This is a genomic window from Paenibacillus amylolyticus, assembly GCF_003719335.1.
In the GTDB taxonomy this organism is placed as follows: Bacteria; Bacillota; Bacilli; order Paenibacillales; family Paenibacillaceae; genus Paenibacillus; species Paenibacillus amylolyticus_D.
The window spans coordinates 125,661-145,885 of sequence record NZ_RIAS01000006.1 but is presented as its reverse complement, the minus strand read 5'-3'; the positions used below and the strand labels follow the sequence as shown (position 1 = coordinate 145,885).

Genomic DNA, 20,225 nt, shown 5'->3' with positions numbered 1-20,225 from the left:
CCTGAGGCTGTGATGGTTCTGCGATACGCTCGCAAAATGTACGTTCACCCTGCTGTGAATGCCCGATACGGTTGGTTGAAACCTTCATATACTAGAGGAGACGCAAGAGTTTGCAGAGATTTGAGGAGGAAGGGGATGCCCGGATGGAGCCGAAGGTTTCGATCGTGATTCCTTTTTATAATTGTCCATATATCGAGCAGGCCGTTCACAGTGCCCTTCACCAGACGTATCCGCATATTGAGGTGATCGTGGTGGATGATGGATCGACCAAACATGTGGAGCGGTTGCAACCGTTTATGGATGAGATTCAGTACATTCGCAAAGAGAATGGCGGCACAGCGACCGCGCTCAACGAAGGTATCAAACATGCAACAGGGGACTATTTTGTCTGGCTCAGCTCGGATGATGTGATGTTGCTGAACCGGGTGGAAAAACAGTTGAAGTTTATGCTTGATGTCAAAGCGTCGTTCTGTCATGGGGCATATCATTACATCAATGAACATGGTGAATGGCTGGACACGGTACAGCCTGAGGTGGGAAGCCGTCTGGAGATGCTGCAGGTACTGATGGAAGGATGCCCGATTAATGGATGTACGGTAATGGTGGAGATGGAGGCGTTTGGGCGCTTCGGGGTGTTCGACACGGATTTTCGGTATACGCATGATTATGAGATGTGGCTGAGGCTGTTCCCGCTGTATGAGCTGTTTTATTTCAATGAACCTCTAATGTGTTACCGTCTGCACGAGTCGATGGGAACGAAACGTCATTTCAAGGAACTGGTCGCGGAGATGGAACGTGTTCAGGAGAAACATCGTCCAATCCTGCTGAACTTGCTGCACGTTGGTGGGTATTGGAAATGATGGATGATTGCGATTGCAGGTCTATCTAGCAGAGCAACATGGGTCAGCAGGATGAGTAGCTGAAATACGGAACATGGGGAGCGAACGCCTGAGTAGCAGTGTGAAAATGCTGCAGGGTGCCGCTCTTTTTTGGAGAGGGATGAGATAGCGAAATTCCTGTATAATGAACGGTGACTTGTACATAGAAGGGACTGAATTATGCGCAGATATCAATATTGGATAACCAGACTAATAACTAATCATAATGGAGGTTAACGTATTGATTACTGAATTACACACGCCCAGACTACATTTACGTCAAATGAAAGCATCTGACTCGACTGAGCTCTTTAGGGTATGGTCTGACCCAGAGGTCGCCAGGTTTATGAATATTTCCCCGTTCTCGGATGAAAAACAAGCGCTAGAGATGATTCAGTTGCTCGCCGATCTGGCTGAGAAAAAGCAGGCCATCCGGTTCTCCATCATGGAAAGGGAGTCAGGCACAATTATGGGCTCATGCGGTTATAACTACCTTGATGGTGAACAAGCTAGAGCCGAGATCGGGTACGATCTGGCCAAAGCCTACTGGGGTAGAGGATATGCAATGGAGGCTGTTTCTGCTCTATTAACTCATGGCTTCTCTGCATTGCAACTCAATCGGATTGAGGCAAAAGTTGATCCTCGTAACGTGAGCTCTATTAAACTGCTGGAGAAGCTGGACTTCGTGCGGGAAGGAACCCTGAGAGGTTACGAGAGAGCAGGAAGTGGAGCAGAACCAGGTTCGAGGGACACGTTTAATGATCTGTATATGTATTCGAAGTTGGCATCCGATTAAGGGGGCTCGATGGAAGAATGCAGGGATGATTCGAGAAAAAGAGAGAAGAAAGTATAAAGTAGAATAGCATAAAGATAGAGCACTAATTAGAAAAAGTGTTGAAGTATGAGTAGAGTATGAAAAAAGAAGCTGCAGATTTAGATCTGTGGCTTCTTTGTGTAGATGCTTGCACATTAGCCTTGAAAGAGGATACCGGACCTTAATCTTTTAGTCCTTTTCATTCAGAATAGCTATGGATACCGGATCGGGAAATACATATCCTTTCGGAAGTTTTTGCATCAGGGTGTTCATGATCTCATAGTCCACCTCAATGTGAGGCGTGGAGACGGGAACCGAAAACCAGCGATTATACAGATCGCTTGGAACAAGCAGGGTCATGACCGGAGTCCTCCTCTATAGATGGCTTCTTGATACACATGCAGCGTACGCAGTCCCATTTCTTCCAGAGAACGATGTTGTTCAGCCCAGGATTTGGCGGCGGCACCTACCTTTTTGCGAGTTGCATCATCTTCAAGCAGCGCATGCAGTAGCTCGCTGAGTGAATCGGCATCCTGCGTGGGAACGACCCACCCGGTGTGCCCCGGTTCGACCATTTCGGGCATGCCTGCTGTACCGCTGACGATAACGGGTACTCCTGCAAGTTGTGCTTCGGTAACGGAAAAGGGCTGTGTATCCTGAAGGCTGGGTTGTACATAGATATCTGCATGCTTGAGGAAGGAAGGAATGTTGTCCAGTTTGCCCCAGAATACGATATCTGCAGCAATACCAGCCTCGGAAGCTTGACCAAGCAATTCATCTCGCAGATTGCCTTCTCCAGCAATCCAGCATACCCAATCCGAACGTATTGTCTTCAGGTTAGCGAGCGCCTTGATTAGTACATGTACTCCTTTGATATATTCCAGTCTTCCAGTAAAAGCAATGACCTTTTTACCCGCAGGTGCACGGTGAGGGAATTTGGAAGCAGCTGCTTTACGATAAGCTGGCAGATCGACGGCATACGGAATCTGTCTAAATTTGGACTCTGGCAAGCCAAGTTCAGTCACCGTGCTTTTAATCCAGTGACTCGACACGAGTATTAGCTCGGACTGCGCTGCGCTTCGCTGCTCAAGTGAGAGAAAATAACGTCCGCGTTTGGATTGCAAATAGGTAGATAGTGTTAACTGTGGGTTGGAATTTTGCTCATCGTAGAACGCTTCCCGAGCGAGAGCTCCATGGTAACTTGTAACAAGCGGTATGTTCCGCTTCATAATCCGTTTGATCGCTACAGCTGCAACGGGGTCTTGTGCATGAATAACGTCATAATGCTCTACACCAAGATAGGATGCGGCCATTTCAAAAGCATATCTGTTCAATTCGTAATAGGCCAGCAGTGAGTCAGCCGTGAATTGCGGCAGATCGGTTGGATTAAGCTTGGCTTGCAGCATGGGCCATACCAGGTCTTTCGAGAATGAACGATTGAGATTACGGACATATACTTCATTTCTGGCGCTGTTTGTGCCCATGATATCGACTTCTACACCAAGGGCAGCGAGTCTGTCGGCGAGCTGTTTAATATATGTCCAGATGCCTCCCATATGTGTAAGTTCCCAATACGTAACGAGCAGAACTCTCATAACGACCTCCTTGTCGCGGCCTGCGCAGGCCGAACTCCTATCCTGTTATTCTATGAAGTATGCAGGGATTCAGGCCGGGCCTTCGTTGCAAATCTTTAAATTTGGGTGATTATACATGCCGATGGACGAGAAAAAACATATCCTGTCTACAGGGGGATGGCGAAGAACTCAGGCTCCGCAGGAGGGATAAGAGATGGCGGCATATATCATTCAATTACATGAGAATTTGCTTCAGACAGCTATTCCTGTGAGATATATAGACGTGGAGGTTGCTTATATTGGGGATGAAGAAGGAACCGATGTATATGTTGGTGCAGTGGGTAATCACGGAGAACTGTATCGATATTTGTTCTATGTAGGTTCAGGCTCGGGTGCAGCATTGAATAGTTATGTCATTCATCATCTGAATGTGTCATGCGAAATTAGCGAACTGAAAATGATAAGCAATAGTTCAGAGCCGAATCATTTGGTGATTCGAATTTATTGCTACAGTGGGGAAGGAAAGCTCATCGGCGTATTGTCAGAACATCAAATGATCAAACTTGCAGATTGAATGTGTAAACAACGATAAGGAGCAGGCAAAGGGCCTGGTCCTTTTTTGTCGTTTTTTTATAAAATGGTGCCTCGAAAAATAGCTTGACAGCAAAGGTATTTTCATTACAATTAAACCAGTATAAAACGAAAGTTTAAAACAATGATTTAAAACGATGGTTTGAACAATCGTCATTATAGGCAGTCCGCAGGCCGGGTCATCCTGATGCCATTGCGACGCCGGAAAAGAGAGTGAATGCGTGAAACAACAAACATCAGTACCACAGGAGACAGAAGAATTTTCAATCAAGACGATTATCCTGCCGCTTCTATCGATTATCGTCGGCATGATCATGGTCATCCTGGACAGCACGGTCGTTAACGTAGCTATTCCAAATCTGGTACAGTACTTCGAGACAGACCTGAAAACCATTCAATGGACGGTTACAGGATATACGCTGGCTTTGTCCGCTGTGATTCCACTAGCAGGATGGCTGACCGACCGTTTCGGGGCCAAAAGAGTATTTTTATTCACGATTGCCATGTTTACGCTTGGATCTGTCTTGTGTTCGATTGCTCAATCACCAGAGCAGTTGATTTTATTTCGTGTCATTCAAGGACTGGGCGGAGGGATGGTTGCTCCAATCGGGATGGCTATGGTGTTTCGTCTGGCACCACCAGAACGTAGAGGTTCCATTATGGGTATGCTCGGTATTCCGATGCTGCTTGCTCCTGCGCTCGGTCCAGTATTGTCCGGCTGGTTTATTGAATCGGTCAGCTGGCACTGGATTTTCCTGATTAATCTGCCGATTGGTATTGCAGCTTTCATTCTGTGTGTTCGATTCTTACCGGATACCGACCGTGGTCGTACACCTGCTCTGGATTTGCTGGGTATGATTCTTGCACCGATTGCTTTCTCCATGCTGGCTTACGGTGTAAGCGAAGGCGGGACGAGCTGGACGTCTGCGACAACACTTACGGGCGTTATTGTTGGCGGAGTAGCGCTTATCCTGTTTATTATCGTAGAGCTTCGTCAAAAAAATCCATTGCTTGAGCTTCGGGTATTTACCTCTTCCGATTTCTCCAGAGGTATTGTCCTTGCTTGGGTAGCCCAAGTGGCTTTGTTCGGCTCCATGATTCTGATCCCGCTCTACTTGCAACAGATCAAAGGATACACGGCATTGGAGACAGGACTGATCCTGCTCCCTCAAGCGCTGGCTTCCGGGATTTCCATGCCACTGGGCGGCCGATTGTTTGACAAAATTGGAGCAAGACCGCTGGCCTTTGTCGGTCTGGGTATTATTTCAGGAGCATTGTTTATTTTGTCCAGCATTACAGCAACAACAGGGCTTGGTCTTATTATTACGGCTCTACTTATGATGGGATTTGGTATGGGCTTGTCCATGATGCCACTGAACACACACGTACTGAATGCGGCACCGCGTAAACTGGTGGCCCGTGTGACACCATTGACTGCCGCTGCGCAGCAGGTCGTTGTATCCTTCGCGGTAGCGGGCCTGACGGGGTTTCTTACCTCTCGTGTGACAAGCAACACAATGGGTACGGAGAAAGCGGATATCGTAAACGGACTAGTGAGTGGATTCAATGATACGTTTTTCCTCGCGGCGTGTATTGCCTTGTTCGGATGTGTGCTTAGTCTGATTTTGCGCAAACCGAAGCGTATGGCTGAACCGGAACCGGAATTGCAGACAGGAGATAGTCCTGACCCTGCAATGATGATGGGACATTAATTAGGTATCTGCCTGAAAAAGGCAGTATGCAATAAATTGAAGGCAGTCCAGAAGCGTATGCTCTCTGGACTGCCTTTTTGACTACTTATTTCTTGATATAAAATATGCGGATAACAGCGATTGGATGGTTATTCTGTCATCGGAGTGTATGTGTAAATCATCCTTAGCTCAAGTTACTCGGTCGCTCAATGGAAAATCCTCAAAGCCGTCATCATTTCGCGGAAAGAGGCTGCGTATCGGTCGGGTGAAAAGGACATACTCAGATGCTGTCTTCCCTGGATACGAATATATTCCCGAAGCTTCTTGTTGTTCATTAGATCCATTGCCTCGTTTACAGCGGCATGCACATCGCCAATCGGATAGAATTTACCCGTTTTGTTGTGGGTAATAAATGAACGCACGCCATCCGAATCTGTACTGAGTACAGGGCAACCACAGCTAATGGCTTCGGCTACGGCATAACCGAAACCTTCGAGTAAAGAAGTGGATAACATAATCCCCCCTGAAGCAGCAACCATGGAGTAGAAGGTTGGCATCTCCGAGTGGGGAACGTTCACAAAGATCCCGATGCGATCTTGTAATCCATACTCGGCGAGCATATGCCGAAACATGACCTCATCTTCCGGATTAGCCAAGGTGGGATCGTGGAAGAGCCACAGTCTGGCTTTTGGTTTCTTTTTAATAATCGCACGGGAAATTTCGAGGTATTCACGCCAGTTTTTGTTATGCTCCAGACGCCCGACCCACGCAAGTACGGGATAAGGCGGAGTATCAACAGCAAGTGGGGCAAAGTGGTTTGTGTCCAGCATGTTGGGAATGACAAAACGATGAAGCCATGGACAGATATGAATGAACATATCCAGCAGATGATCGGTTGGTGGCAATACAGCGGCATCGCAATGAGCCCGAAGGTAAGGGATAGCCATTTTAATCGTATCCAGTGCCTGTTCCCGCGTGCCGAGACCTTGTGCCTCAAAAATAATACGACCTTTGTAACCGAGACCTCTCAAACGGCCAGGCATGGCAATATCTGAAGTGGTAATAATAGCATCATAATGCTCGGTATGGATCAGATGATGTATATCCTGGTCACTGGAGGCGGTGAAAATACGAGTATCGCTGTTGTTCTGCAAGCCTGAACCTGTATTCAGATACAATAGATGAGCCTCTATGCCATGACGTTTCAATACAGCGGTTCGCAGTCGGTTAAGCGTATCCACACCGCCGCTGGGAACGTAAAACGTGAACAATACTTTCACACGATTCACCCTCTGACTTATGGTCAGGAGCTCATTCTCCTGTACTGTATGTTACGTATAACACAAGGGCGGGGTGTGGGTATAATGTTGAAAGTTCACAATTTAGACAAAAAAAATTAAGCTTTATTTTAAGTGATCTTAAGCTGAGGTTAGCATACATCTCCTATCATACAAATAACTTCCCATGTTGTGTCTAATAGCGCTGTATGGGTATTTTAACGGGAAAGGATGAAGGACGTGCTCGAAGTGAGACAGGTGAGCAAAGTGTACGAGGGCCAGCGCGGTGTGCACCAATTGGACTTCACCATGGAGCGAGGCGAGATCGTTGGATTTTTGGGACCCAATGGTGCTGGCAAAACGACGACGATGCGAATGATTACAGGGTACTTACATCCCAGTGAAGGCTCGGTGTTGGTCGATGGTGTATCGGTGCATGATCAGGGGCGTAGTGTTCGCTCGAAGATCGGGTATCTTCCCGAAACGCCGCCGCTTTATCCGGATATGACGGTGCAGTCGTATCTTAAATTTGTTGCCAATCTGAGGGATGTTCCGGCGCGTGACGTCAAACTTCGGATTAGTGAGATGGTCAGCAGGCTGGGATTGCAGGGCAGGGAAAAACAAATGGTGCGCGGATTATCCAAAGGTTATAAACAGCGGCTGGGATTAGCAGGAGCGATCATACATAAGCCAGATTTGCTGGTGCTGGATGAACCGACCTCCGGACTTGATCCGAACCAAATTATCGAAATTCGGGATTTGATTCGGGAACTGGGTGAAAACCATACCGTGTTACTTAGCACGCATATTTTGCCTGAGGTAAGCACATTATGTAACCGAATGCTGATTATTAATCAAGGGAGACTTGTGCTCGATGCATCTCCGCAGGAACTTGGGTCCGCAATGGGAGATCGTTTCAAAGTGTCCCTGGAAGTCAAAGCAACGGAGCAGCAACTGTTACAGGTGTTGAAACCTTGGGAGAAGGCAAAAAGTGAAGTTATTCCAAGATCGCCTGCGTCTTCGTTGTCTTCATCCTCTGATGGTAATTTGGACGCAACAGCAAGTGATCTGGCAGGGGGAGATCATAAAGCAGGTTCCGTATTAGATACAGCCGATACACCAGATACAGCATCTCACGTGCCTTCTACTGTTCACGTAAGACTCACCGGGGAAACGTCCGAGGATTTCCGAGAAGAGCTGTTTTATCTGTTATCGGGTGCAGGTTTGCCAATTCTGGAGATGAAACGCGAGAACTTGAGCCTAGAGCAGATATTCCTGAAGTTAACGACGTCCGAGCCTGTCGGAATCGAGGATGTAGCTGAACCTACAGAACATACCCAGCGTCCGGATTCAGGGGAGGGAAGCAAATGAGAAGAATGATGGCGATCTGTAACAAGGAGCTGCAGGCGTATTTCCTGTCACCAACCTCTTATTTTGCTTTTGCCGTATACGTGCTGATGACGAGTCTGTTGTTTTACTCCAGCTTTGTATACTATCAGCCGAGCATTGTGGACTACCGCCTTGTCTTGGGTGATACGTTGTCCATGCTGCTTTTTGTCGTGCCATTGTTAACGATGCGACTCGTTGCGGAGGAGTTCAGGCAGGGAACAGACGAGTTGCTGCTGACTTCACCGACACGAGTAACCGAGATTATTTTTGGGAAATATTTGGCTTCACTCGCCATTCTGCTCGTGCTCATTCTGTGCAGTCTGGTGTACCCGTTCATCATGTCTTTCTACGGGAAGCTGGATCTGACATCCGTCTGGTTATCTGCACTTGGTTTGTTCTTCCTCGGCGCCAGCATGATGGCGATTGGACTGTTTGCCTCCACGTTGTCTCAACATCAGATGGTGTCTGCGGTGGCGGGTTTTATTATGTTGCTCGTTTTGTGGATGCTTGATTCATTCGCAGGTAATACGGGTTCCGCTCTACAGAAATGGCTTGATCCGTTTGCGCTGACGAAGCACTTTGACAACTTTACCAAAGGTGTGCTGAGCGGACCGGATGTTCTATACTATGTCACACTTACGGGTGTGTTTTTATTGTTAAGCATTCAAATTGTGGAACGGAAGCGGTGGAGGTGAGAAGATGAAAAAATGGTTAAGTCATACCAACAGTACCGTCTTGTCCGTCGCGGTGATTGGCATCTTTATATTGCTGACCCTGTTCCTGAATTCGCTTGGCGGCTTCCAGCTCGACCTGACCTCGAATAAACAATATACATTATCTGACCAGTCACTTACGGCGATCAAAAATGTCAAAGATGATGTCAATATTCTCGTATTAACGGTTGAAAATGCAAACAATACCGTCCTGAACCGCGAAGTGGCGGATATGGTCTTGGAGTATACCAAACGCAACAGCAAGCTGAAAATGAAACAGTACAATTTGACGCAGGAACCAGCGCTTGCCTCCAAATACGGGATCACAGGCAGTTCGATTGTGCTGGAGCAGGGAGACCGGCATAAGGTCATCGATATTGCCAGCCTGTTCACTGCGAACGGGGACGGAAGCGATGGGTCTTACCAGTTTACGGGTGAGGAGAAATTGACACAGGCACTGATGAACCTTTCCTCTACGGAGACGAAAAAAATGGTGTTCCTGACCGGACATGAAGAACTAAGCCTGGATCAGATGGGAACGCTGCGCTCTTCACTGGAACAGAACAATGTCACAACAGAGGAGTTACAACTGAACCAGGCTGGTAAAGTACCTGATGATGCCGATGTACTCGCTATTATTGGGCCACAGCGTGATCTGAGTGACGCTGAGCTTAAGGCTGTGCGGACCTATATGAGCAATGGGGGGAAGCTGTTATTATCCCTCGGTTTTGCAGAAGATATGAAATCCAGTTGGAAAAATATCGACGCGTTGATCGCAGACTACGGCGTAGTTGATGAGCATGCGGTTATGGTGGATAACAAACAGGCCAGTACAATGGGCCCGCTGTGGGTTGCCCCTGAGTACGGAAGTCATGCGATCACAGACAAGCTTGCTCAGAACAAACTTTACCCGATGCTGTCTCTGTCGATTGCACTAACCAGCAAGGAGCAGGACAAGTACAAGCTGTCTCCATTAATGCATTCCTCGAATGACAGTTATGGAGAGACAAATATTAGCGGTTTGCTGCAAAATGAAACGAACAATGACAAGGATGTGGACATCCAGGGCCCTGTCCAACTCGGTTATGCCGCGGATACGAAGGATGGCAAGCCCAAAGCCGTCATTCTGGGGTCGTCCATTTTCATGCAGGATTCGGAAATTGCGAGTGGCGGCAATCGGGATTTCATTTTGAATACAGTGAATTATTTGAGTGAAAAACAAGACGGTCTGACGATTCGTCCACGCGTACAGGCAGGATATGAGATTGCGTATCTGAATGGTCAGCAGGCCAGAGTGATATTTTTTGCAGCCATTGTAGCATTCCCGCTTGTCTTTGTGATTATCGGTGTACTCTTATGGTGGAGGCGCAAACGGGTATGAAAAAGTTAATACCAACGATGGTGGTTGTTGTTATATTGATTGCAGGCTGGGTGTATGCAGCCAATCAGAATTATTTTCGGGAAGAAGAGGCGGAGCAGGCCAAACTTCTTGGTATATCATCAGCAGATATTCAGGCCATTACGCTGCATGAGGGGACTGAAGATAAGTCTGGTACAGGTAAAGGTGCAGGTACAGATTCAGATGCTGTGTCAACTTTAGAATTAAAGGATGGCGTCTGGCATATGACTGATCCGAAAGACTATCCGCTGAATGAATACAGTGTTGGCAGCTGGCTTGATGCGGTGAGTAGTGCTGAACAGGAGATGGTTGTCGAAGAGTCGCCAAAGGATGTTGCAAAGTACGGCTTGGGCACCGCGGCTACACGTCTGGATATCAAAGTGAAAGATGGGCGTGATTTCAAGCTTGCTATTGGGAGCCAATTGCCTGCGGGGGATGCACATTACGTTCAGGTAAATTCGGGAGCAGTGGTCGCTGTGAAAAATGATGCCGTGGCCAACATTGCTCTCACACGCCGCCAACTGCTGGATACAACTCCATTTAATATGGATGAATCTAATGTGCGTACGCTGGAATGGGAAGGCGAAGAATCGAGCTGGATGTTGAAGGCATCGGCAGAAGGGGATACGGCATCCGAACATTCCTGGACTTTAAATGGCAAGACCATTAAGGCCGAAGATGCGATATCTTTGAGCAGCCAGATTAAAAATCTGACTACCGCCGATGACGTTCGCAAGGCGTCCGATTTGAAAAATGCCATTCCTCGCTCCACTTTGTCAGCCCAGCAACAAGTGAACGGGAAGGCGGTCACGGGGGTGTATCGCTTGCTCACGACCTCTTCAGAGCCAGATACCATCTGGGTGATCACCCCGGATGGGGAGTGGGCTTATGGATTGGATGCGGCTAGCTTGAAAGAAGTGGAGAAGTATGCGGAAAAGCTCAAAACATCCACGGCGTCTTCGGAGCCTGCAAAGTAATCCACACAATCCACGAAAACTGGAGTGTCTAAACATTCAGCTGCATCTGGAAAAAAAATTAAAATTTTGTTCAATGTCACAGACACCCTTAGGAAGTGAAGTCAGTTAAGAACAGCAGTGTTGCTATAGATGCAGCACTGTTTTTTTATTTTGCCCGAGAAAGTGCATTAAGTTGAGTTGCATAAACCTATAAAAGTGAGCCATTTGTTAAATCAAAGTGCCATATCCTTTCAGCATATCGATTACGCCAGACGCGCATCCTATCTATGTGAACCAAACCAACCACATTGGAGGATGAACATCACATGCCAACAGTCAAAAAGGCAACAGCGATTACGTTATCATTGTCTACTGCAATTTTTGTAATGGCCGGTTTGACGGGTTGTGGGAACAGAGACAATAACATGCATACCCAAAGTGTTCGTGAACAAGCGCACGGCATCAATCGTTATGGTGTCGAAACGAACGGTATGGATGGTATCCGTGCGAAAAGTTACCGAATGCATAATGTGACTGACCTGAGATCAAGTGATGATCTGGCGAAGCGCATTACCGAGATGAAGGAAGTCAAGTCCGCTCATGTCATGTTAACAGATCGTAATGCTTATGTTGCTGTGCGTCTGGCGAATGGGCATGCAGGCAAGCTGGGCAGCAAATCAACAAGTCAACCAAGCAGCCGTCTGAATGGAACTATGCGTAATTACGCCAGCGATACGATGCGTGGCGGCTTGATGAATGAGGATATGGGTGGTATGCGCGTTCATGGCGGATCGGGCACGAATTCCCCATACAGCACAAGCGGAATTGCTCCGGGGCTGAATACGGGTACAGCAACAGACCGCAGCCACATGGGCAATGACCGCGGTATTTACGGCACGATGGGCACGGGGACAATCGGGATGATGCGCGGTTTGACGGACAGTGGAAAAGCCCGTCCAATGAACGAAAGTCAGTATGGCACAAGAAGTGAGCGTCCACGTATGATGGATAGTTCGGATGACAACACGCCTGAGGAAATCAAAGGTAAAATTTCAGCTAAAATCAAGCAGTTTGCGCCAAACGTGGAGAACGTATACGTGTCGGCTAACCCGGATTTCGTAGGTCAGGTCGAGAACTATGCAGCGGATCTGCGTAACGGCAAGCCAGTCAGTGGCATGATTGACACGTTCCAGTCGATGGTGGAACGTATTTTCCCAACGAACGCAGGTGATACCCATAACCGAGACGGTATACTGGGTGATGGCGTGATGAACCGCAACCACGATGGTTTAATGAATCGTAACCATAATGATGGCGGTATGATGAACCGTATGACTCGGTAAACCAGTGAAATGAACAAGTGTGCCTTTGCGGAGGGGGTATACCCAAAAGCAAAGGCATATTTGTTATAGGCAGATGAATGCAGGTGGATATGGACAAAGCATATCCGAAATGCAGCCCATTTTTCTTCTAAAACTGAACCAACGCCCTTGACCTTACATAAGATGAGTTGACTGTATCCCCTTAACCTTGTTACACCAACACAACCCGAGCAAGGAGGGGTGAACATTGAAGGGTATCGATCATCATAAAAGCAAATTTTTGTTAACCCACCGTGAACGCGAAGTATTCGAATTACTGGTTCAGGACAAAACAACGCGTGACATCGCAGGGCAGTTATTCATCAGCGAGAAAACGGTGCGTAACCATATCTCCAATGTGATGCAGAAACTCAATGTTAAGGGTCGTTCGCAGGCAGTTGTAGAGCTAATCAAGCTCGGAGAACTGAAGATTTAGCCTGCGAACCGCAGTTAAAAATGAAGGCAACACAAAAGCCTTTCTCTATCCTTCAGTATGAAGCATGGGGAAAGGCTTTTATGTTTGTATTTTAACAAATACAGCTACTTTTCAAACGCTATAATCATGAATTCAAAATCAACTTTACATTTAGCTCTTATCATAAAATCAATATGTATACCTATAGCATCGATATCAAAAATAGTTGCCGTGCTACCCCAAAAAAACACTGAGTGTGAGTAATGTCCTCCTCCTATATCATTGGATTCATTTCGCTGGGATGTATCATAAAAGTTGTTCAAGGATGGGGAAAGCAGGTGCGGGGATTGTAATTATATGGTACATTGAAGCGATATCGACGTTATTAGAAGAAAACTGTATAGAGTTAAAGAATAGTGGAGGTGCAATATGCAAAAGTTACACTTGGATTATAAAGGGGAAATAAGTGTAGTTGCTTTTGAGATATTAGAGAAAATGTATCTAGGAATTAAAGATGATAGTTACCATTTGGATGAAGAAATAATGAGTAAAGCATTTAAAGGTAAAGAATTGTCTAATATACAGAAATGTGATACAAATCTTAAATTAAAAATAGCATATCAACGATACTGTATATTAATTAAAGAATTGTTAAATGAATATTCTGAACTTTCTGAAGATGAAAAAGGAAAAATTATAGATTATTACTTGTTCGATAATCGTTTAGAAGAATTATATTATTTAGGATTAGGACATTACTACAATGCAAAATTTAAGAAGAGTCAAGCGGTATTGTTTAGAAGTAATGGTGGAGATAGAAACACTCCCGTTATTCATGGTATGTCAAGCAATCTAGAAACGGTTAAATTAATATTTAACCAGTGCCGTGAGCATATCAATAAAGGAAAAGATAAGGTCAGGCTTTACTCCTATTCCAAATGCTTCGGGATAGTACTATTTAAATATTTGTCTATTGAACAAGATAAAGATTCTGTAGAACTTCGGATACTGCCTAATCAAAATATTAATGTGATTTATAATAATGACAGAGTAATGTCCTTGCAACAATTCATAATGGATGAGTATAAAGCTTCTAAAACGGATTATTGTATAGATATGAGTAGTGTTAGAAGTGGGAAAAGAGATAATCTTGCAGTTTGGATGAAAAATTTTCTGGGTGAACGATCTATTGAAATACAGAAAATACATTCTCCTGTTTCCGATCAAGAAGTAGTTGCATCACGCATCCTTAATCAGGAAATATCGAATAGTTTTAATGAGGAAGAATTAATTTATTTGTTGTATAGATACTACAAGAAGTACTATGAAGTGCGTAACAATGATAATGGTGATAAATTCAGGCATGAATTCGAAAAGGTAACTACATATTTGAATGAAGAATTTGAGAAACAATTATCTGACAATCATGGAGAGAACAATACTCAGCAACTAAAAATTCTAAAAGCATATATTGAACGATTTAAATTATGTTTAGGTGGAAATGAAGCGCATGATAAAAAGGTAGATTTAATATTTAATTTTATTGATTGGAGCAAAGAAAATTTGAACCTGGAAAAAGACACTGAATCAATTTATAAATTCGAATTTACGAATAGTATGATTACAAACTTTAAAGGTTTTTTGCATAATTATTTAATGAAAGTATCGGAGGATTTGTGGTGAAAATAAAAAATAACAAAATGGTCAGTTTGCATGACCTAATTTATAACTGTTTCAATGAAGAGAACAACATCTATATCCCAATAATCCAGAGAAATTATAAGTGGAGTAGAAAAACTGCTGAAAAGTTAGCAAGTGATTTATTTAAAAGCTACATAGATGGAAAGAGTAAATTTACAATGGGAATGATTACCTTATATGAAGAAAAGGAAAAGTATAATACATTCCAATTAATTGATGGTCAGCAAAGGATAATTACTCTGACATTGATATTAAAATACTTGGCTCCTGAAAAAAAATATTTTAACTTTTCTTTTGAAAGAGATGAGGGAATTGATGAAAGTGATATTACAAGATCGTGGTATTTAAGTAACATTGGCACTAGCGATAGAGATGAGAATAGGGTTTACACAGACTTACGAAGATTTGAAGAAAATTTTGAAGCTATTAAATGTAAATTGACTAAGAAAGATGAAAAAGGAGAGGATTTAGAACAATATCGTTTTACACCTGAACACAAAGAAAGATTTATCAATTACATATTGAATCAAACTTATATTCTTATTCACTTTAGTGAAGCAGAACCAATTGAGGAATTCCTAAACATCAACAAAAATAAAACTGTATTTGGTATTAATGATCATATAAAAGCAAACTTAATGATTGATGCTACTGAAGAGATAGTTAATTATTCAAGACAAGCTATATTGCACCTGTTTAAGAATTTATCGAATAATTTGTTTGCACAAGAAAATATCTGGAATTTAGTCAAACAAGGATATGACATTAAAGAAGATGTTGATGGGAATGGATTTGAAAATAGACTAAAGGTTTTATTTTGTGATCGTTATGAGGAAACGAGTAAACTGGGCTATGAATCCATCCCTGAGTATAACAGGTTAGAATATTATAAAGAGATAATAAATAATATCTGTAAAGACTTAAAATCTGACAATTGGAATTCATACAACGGGTTTAACTGTATACATTCTATTAACGGTCAAAGATTTTTTGATTTATTCGGTAAAGACTATAAAGAGGAAGTACAAAGAAAAAATCTAGAACAAGTTCTATTGGACTTCATTACAAAAAAATCATCATATTTTCAAAACTGTTTTATTCAATCACAACTTCAGTTTGGAAAAATGGATATGAATGAATTGCAAAAGTTAATGTTGCCTCATGAATGGAAGAATGATCAAGTGAACTGGCTATACTCATCAAAAAATGAATTTGATGATTTTAAGAATTTTTATAAAGAGTACATTCATGAGAAATATAGTGGACAGGAGAATTAAAGATGGTTAAGCATAGTTTAGCAACACTTCTCTCAGAATACGATAAAATCGTTATTCCAGACATTCAAAGAGATTATGTAATGGGGAGCGGTGGGGAAAAGTTAAAATCGTTATTCCAGTCAATATGTGATCATAAGTATAAAGAAATACCGTTTCCATTTAGTGCGGTTATGGGATATGTTGATGATGCAACGGATATATTCTATGTATATGATGGACAACAAAGATTAGTAACACTTATGTATTTATGTGCTTCTTATACTGATGCAGTAGGTAAAGATAAACTTTTAAATAAGTTTGAATTTAGAGAACGTGAGGATGCCAATGTTTTTTTGAATGACTTAATTCATAAAACAGAAAAATCCCCTAACGTTGTTGATTTTACAACCTTTTCTCTTCACAATTTACTTAGCCAATTTAGAAAGTATAGATGGATAAATAACTATGGAAATTCAAGCTTTGAGAACGAAATTGGGTTTAAGTATTTATTTGAGCAGGTTATATTTAATTTAGTTACTGTGGACAAGGCATCGGATGCTGAGCAATTTTTTATTGATTTAAATGATGGTTTAGTTTTGGAAGAATATGAAATATTCAAATCAGAACTTTTTCATCGGGTAAATGAATGTTATAAAGAAGGTTTTAAAAATTTCGCACTAATGATGGAAAATAAATGGCTTAGATTCTTCATTACATACAAAACAAGTATTCGAAAGAAAATTGAAGATACCCATGAAACTCGAACGCCTGAAGGGGAAGAAATAGAAATAGCCTTTGTTCAATTTTGTTTTAGAATGATGTGGATTGAAGAAAAAGGCACAGACGAGGGGTATAAAAAAGGTAGCGTGGACTGGATAGAAAGAAAACATATTGAGAGTATAGAAAAGATTATTAATAATATGATTAAACTGGATTTGAGTGATTCGAATTTGAATTGTATTAATTATTCATTCGAGAATCGAACAGACCGAGGTAAAAATAAGGACATAGATTATGTAGAAGGTGTATTCTGGAATTTAGCAGATATTAATTATGAAGCAATGCTGCGAGAGTTTTTATTTAACTTTCATAAGCCTGAATATATAGATTCGGTAAAAACGGATGTAGTTATCTGGGCATACATTTCGAATTGTGAGAAGTCCACCGAACGATTGTTTCCCTATCTAAGATTTGTGAAAAAGTTATTAAATAAAAATTTGATAGAGAATAAGGTTGCTCATTTTCATGGCGATAAGAGCATCTGGTTTACAAAGTATAGTTCCTTTTGTATCCCGAAATATTATTCACGTATAGATAGTTTTAGCAATAATTTCAGCAATAGTAAACTAGTATATCTCTATTCAACAATAAAACTTAATAAAGATTTCGATGAATGTAATACTAGGCAAATGCGTTCTGACCATGCTGAGTTAAACAAAGTTTTGGAAGATGAACAGATAATATATTTTTCAAATGAAAAGGAACAGATCGAAGCTTTTGAAAACCTTCCTTATGTTAATGGAGTAATGAATAATTTATTTGACTCTCAAAACAGGCTTCTAATAAGCTATGAAAACTTTATATTAAATGTTCTTCGAGACAAAACCGGCAAGAAAGAAATTTTAGGGGAATTATTTTGTAAATTAAGTGATCTGGGATATGAATTGAAACCTCTATATTTTGAAGAATTAACAATACGGTGGAGAGCATATACAGGTAATCCTTGTTTTCAACAGGGCAATGTATTACCTATTGCTCTGAATGATTTATTTATTGACAGCAAGTTCAGACAGGTAATTTGCGGCTGGCTCACAGGTGGCATGAAAATGAAATTAGGTCTTAATGATGATAGATTATTATTAAAAGCGATCAATTATAGGCCTATAAGAGGATGGAGTACAGATAGATATCAATTTTATTATCCGAATGATTACTATACTTATAGTTATTCTTATAGTTCTATAAAAGATAAAAAGATGGGTTTGTGTTCGAATAAGAGTGATGATTTTAGCCCTACTCAAAAAAACATAAAAGATTTTTTCGGTGAATTAAAGCTGAATGAAGAAGGTAAGGTTATTGTTGATGATGATACTAGCATTCATAGACAATTTATCTGGAGTTTAGAATCTCATAACGAATTTTTAATGAGTTGGATACAAGATCTGAAAGAAAATCAAAAGGTTTTATTATATTGTAAGGAGAATTGGGTCTATAACATGATGATAGATGAATATATTCAACACACTAAAAGTGGTTTAGAAGATATAGAAAGATGCTACAGAGAAAATCTGGTAATTATTCGTAAATGTTTTGGGGAATACTTTTTCATAAATCATGATACTTTAAAAAATTACATGGAGAAATAGAATTGTTGTTTTGTATAAGGAATTGTCATATTGGGATTAGTTTATTACGAAGGCATTATTAAACGAATTTCAGTTATTATTACTAAGTTAGATATTTCCGACGTATTTCAAACCATATCTCCAATGTGATGAAGAAACTCCATGTTAAGGGTCGTTCGCAGGCAGTTGTAGAGTTAATCAAGCTCGGAGAACTGAAGATTTAGCCTGCGAACTGCAGTTAAAATGAGGGTAACACAAAAGCCTTTCTCTATCCTTCAGTATGAAGCATGGGGAAAGGCTTTTATGTTTGTATTTTGGAGCAACAATTCAAATCCACCTCTTGGTCACTTTAATGAAGCCTCCTCTTTGCGCTTATGTTCCTTCATAAAAACCTTCCATCTTTTTCTCGAAAATGGTTGATAAAATAACTGCTCCAATTCCCCATACTGTGCCTCATTTAACTGTAAGTACAATGCCTTTTTGGCGATTTTAGCGGCAGGCTGTGATGAGTGGGCGCGTCCTTCTACTTTTCGTTTGATCGGCACATGAAATTGCAAAACGTCTTCGTAACGTTTCCAACCTTCCCAGCTCAACCTGGCTCCACGTCTCCAGTCAATGGCATAGAGGGCAAAATAATTGCCGGCGGTGTCACTACGCTTGGTGGAAATGATCCAAATGTTTGGAACGATTTTATTACGCTGTCTGCGGTTCATAAGCAGTGCTCCTTTTTTTGATCCCCGAATGTATCATCATATATAGATGTGTCATTTGTTCTGCTGTTGTTAAATTACATACGATTAACTTTAGCAGACTGTGTGAAAACTTCAAATCAATTGAAGGTTTGACCAAGTCCATTTGATTAAGCGAACTGGACCACAACAATACAGCGAAAATCCTCTTGCTTTGCCAGAGCACCTTGATTAAAATAAGGGTGTAAAAACTATTTTCTTATTTATAGCAAAAATAATAAAAATTATTTTCATATTAAAGAGGTGCTTATGGCAGCCATCTTACATGCATTGAAGCAAGAATTGCACAATTTGCCGTCTCAGGAGAGACGAATTGCCGAGGTTATTATCCAATCGCCATCGGACGTACCGGGGATGACCATCAACCAGTTGGCTGAACAGAGCGGGACAAGCGCGGCGACCGTGACTCGTTTTTGCAAATCATTTCATTTCAAAGGTTTCCCCGATCTCAAAATGAAACTCGCTGCCGAGCTGTCACACTCGCCGAATGAAACGGCCTATCAAGATATCGTTGCAGGCAACCCGTTATCCAAAATCGTTGAGGCTATTGAAGCGAATCATCTCGCCTCCATTGCAGATACCACACGTTTGCTGGATTTGGGCAGGCTGGAACAAACGGTACAGCTGTTATGTCAGGCCCGGCGTATTGACTTGTACGGAGTCGCGACGTCGTCCATTGTTACGCAGGATTTCTATCAGAAGCTGGTGCGGATCGGCAAAAGCTGTACTGCCTTTTCGGACTCCCATATGCAGATCACATCCGCTTCCTCGCTGGGTCAAGGAGATGTGGCCATGGCCGTGTCCTACTCGGGTGAAACACCGGAGACCATTGATGCCCTGACTTGTGCCAAACAAGCTGGAGCTTCCACCATCTCGCTGACGTCATATGGCAGTAACTCACTGGCCTCGGTATCCGATATTCCACTCTTCACCTCATCTCTTGAAGAAGGGATGCGGCGTGGAGATATGGCATCACGCATTGCGCTGCTGCATGTGATTGATATTTTGTTCACAGGCATGGTGAGTGCAGATTTTGATCAATTTATACCTAAACTTGAGCAGTCGTATCACAATGTGCAGTCCTATCGTTTCCATCACACCGGAGGTGCTTGACAG

18 protein-coding genes and 1 pseudogene are annotated in these 20,225 nt (G+C 42.6%); 15 read left to right on the top strand and 4 right to left on the bottom strand.

The features are described 5' to 3' along the window. Nucleotides 1-110 precede the first annotated feature (110 nt). Both EC604_RS13250 and EC604_RS13245 read left to right on the top strand, forming a co-directional pair. A complete protein-coding gene (locus EC604_RS13250) occupies nt 111-860 on the top strand; it encodes a glycosyltransferase (RefSeq protein ID WP_240036849.1) in 750 nt (249 codons plus the stop codon). Nucleotides 861-1,119: 259 nt separating this feature from the next. Continuing rightward, on the top strand, nt 1,120-1,674 hold the full coding sequence (locus EC604_RS13245) for a GNAT family N-acetyltransferase (protein WP_123064628.1): 555 nt from the start codon (nt 1,120-1,122) through the stop codon (nt 1,672-1,674). Nucleotides 1,675-1,881: 207 nt separating this feature from the next. On the opposite strand, the gene EC604_RS30150 is transcribed toward EC604_RS13245, so the two are convergent. Both EC604_RS30150 and EC604_RS13240 read right to left on the bottom strand, forming a co-directional pair. After that, complete coding sequence (locus tag EC604_RS30150) at nt 1,882-2,052, bottom strand: hypothetical protein (RefSeq protein WP_192895106.1); 171 nt, start codon at nt 2,050-2,052, stop codon at nt 1,882-1,884. Further along, nucleotides 2,049-3,287: a glycosyltransferase family 4 protein gene (locus EC604_RS13240; protein WP_123064627.1), complete on the bottom strand. Its 1,239-nt coding sequence runs from the start codon at nt 3,285-3,287 to the stop codon at nt 2,049-2,051. The genes EC604_RS30150 and EC604_RS13240 overlap by 4 nt, the downstream gene beginning before the upstream one ends. A 193-nt stretch (nt 3,288-3,480) precedes the next feature. Here EC604_RS13240 and EC604_RS13235 point away from each other — a divergent pair, with 193 nt between their 5' ends. Together EC604_RS13235 and EC604_RS13230 are read left to right on the top strand one after the other, a co-directional pair. Beyond that, a complete protein-coding gene (locus EC604_RS13235; protein WP_123064626.1) occupies nt 3,481-3,840 on the top strand; it encodes a hypothetical protein in 360 nt (119 codons plus the stop codon). A 238-nt stretch (nt 3,841-4,078) separates the two neighbouring features. After that, nucleotides 4,079-5,569 carry a DHA2 family efflux MFS transporter permease subunit gene (locus tag EC604_RS13230; RefSeq protein WP_123064625.1) on the top strand — a complete coding sequence of 497 codons (1,491 nt, stop codon included), beginning with the start codon at nt 4,079-4,081 and terminating at the stop codon, nt 5,567-5,569. Nucleotides 5,570-5,754: 185 nt separating this feature from the next. On the opposite strand, the gene EC604_RS13225 is transcribed toward EC604_RS13230, so the two are convergent. Continuing rightward, nucleotides 5,755-6,837 carry a glycosyltransferase family 4 protein gene (locus EC604_RS13225; protein WP_345789271.1) on the bottom strand — a complete coding sequence of 361 codons (1,083 nt, stop codon included), beginning with the start codon at nt 6,835-6,837 and terminating at the stop codon, nt 5,755-5,757. A gap of 219 nt (nt 6,838-7,056) precedes the next feature. On the opposite strand from EC604_RS13225, the gene EC604_RS13220 reads away from it, so the two are divergent. The 10 genes and pseudogenes from EC604_RS13220 to EC604_RS30515 form a co-directional block, all read left to right on the top strand. Continuing rightward, nucleotides 7,057-8,196 carry an ABC transporter ATP-binding protein gene (locus EC604_RS13220; protein ID WP_123064623.1) on the top strand — a complete coding sequence of 380 codons (1,140 nt, stop codon included), beginning with the start codon at nt 7,057-7,059 and terminating at the stop codon, nt 8,194-8,196. Next, entirely contained in the window at nt 8,193-8,909 is a 717-nt protein-coding gene (locus EC604_RS13215; protein WP_123064622.1) for an ABC transporter permease subunit, read from the top strand. The genes EC604_RS13220 and EC604_RS13215 overlap by 4 nt, the downstream gene beginning before the upstream one ends. 4 nt (nt 8,910-8,913) lie before the next feature. After that, nucleotides 8,914-10,308 (top strand): GldG family protein, encoded by a 1,395-nt coding sequence (locus EC604_RS13210; RefSeq protein WP_123064621.1) that lies wholly within the window; start codon nt 8,914-8,916, stop codon nt 10,306-10,308. Next, nucleotides 10,305-11,303, top strand: coding sequence for a DUF4340 domain-containing protein (locus EC604_RS13205; RefSeq protein WP_161556925.1), 999 nt, complete (start codon nt 10,305-10,307; stop codon nt 11,301-11,303). The genes EC604_RS13210 and EC604_RS13205 overlap by 4 nt, the downstream gene beginning before the upstream one ends. 305 nt (nt 11,304-11,608) lie before the next feature. Beyond that, on the top strand, nt 11,609-12,625 hold the full coding sequence (locus tag EC604_RS13200; protein ID WP_123064619.1) for a YhcN/YlaJ family sporulation lipoprotein: 1,017 nt from the start codon (nt 11,609-11,611) through the stop codon (nt 12,623-12,625). Nucleotides 12,626-12,851: 226 nt separating this feature from the next. Next, the gene (locus tag EC604_RS13195; RefSeq protein ID WP_090919235.1) at nt 12,852-13,079 is read left to right on the top strand and encodes a helix-turn-helix domain-containing protein; all 228 of its coding nucleotides are present in this window, start codon (nt 12,852-12,854) and stop codon (nt 13,077-13,079) included. Between the two features lie 408 nt (nt 13,080-13,487). Then, the gene (locus EC604_RS13190) at nt 13,488-14,741 is read left to right on the top strand and encodes a hypothetical protein (protein WP_123064618.1); all 1,254 of its coding nucleotides are present in this window, start codon (nt 13,488-13,490) and stop codon (nt 14,739-14,741) included. After that, a complete protein-coding gene (locus EC604_RS13185; protein WP_123064617.1) occupies nt 14,738-16,036 on the top strand; it encodes a GmrSD restriction endonuclease domain-containing protein in 1,299 nt (432 codons plus the stop codon). The genes EC604_RS13190 and EC604_RS13185 overlap by 4 nt, the downstream gene beginning before the upstream one ends. Before the next feature lie 2 nt (nt 16,037-16,038). Further along, on the top strand, nt 16,039-18,381 hold the full coding sequence (locus EC604_RS13180; RefSeq protein WP_123064616.1) for a DUF262 domain-containing protein: 2,343 nt from the start codon (nt 16,039-16,041) through the stop codon (nt 18,379-18,381). 98 nt (nt 18,382-18,479) lie between these two features. Further along, nucleotides 18,480-18,584, top strand: a pseudogene (locus EC604_RS30515) (LuxR C-terminal-related transcriptional regulator); the annotation flags it as partial. A gap of 120 nt (nt 18,585-18,704) precedes the next feature. Here the strand turns inward: EC604_RS30515 and EC604_RS13170 are convergent. Next, nucleotides 18,705-19,073 (bottom strand): hypothetical protein, encoded by a 369-nt coding sequence (locus EC604_RS13170; protein WP_123064615.1) that lies wholly within the window; start codon nt 19,071-19,073, stop codon nt 18,705-18,707. Between the two features lie 285 nt (nt 19,074-19,358). Here EC604_RS13170 and EC604_RS13165 point away from each other — a divergent pair, with 285 nt between their 5' ends. Continuing rightward, nucleotides 19,359-20,222, top strand: a complete 864-nt coding sequence (locus EC604_RS13165) for a MurR/RpiR family transcriptional regulator (RefSeq protein WP_123064614.1) — start codon at nt 19,359-19,361, stop codon at nt 20,220-20,222. The last annotated feature ends 3 nt before the right edge of the window (nt 20,223-20,225 follow it).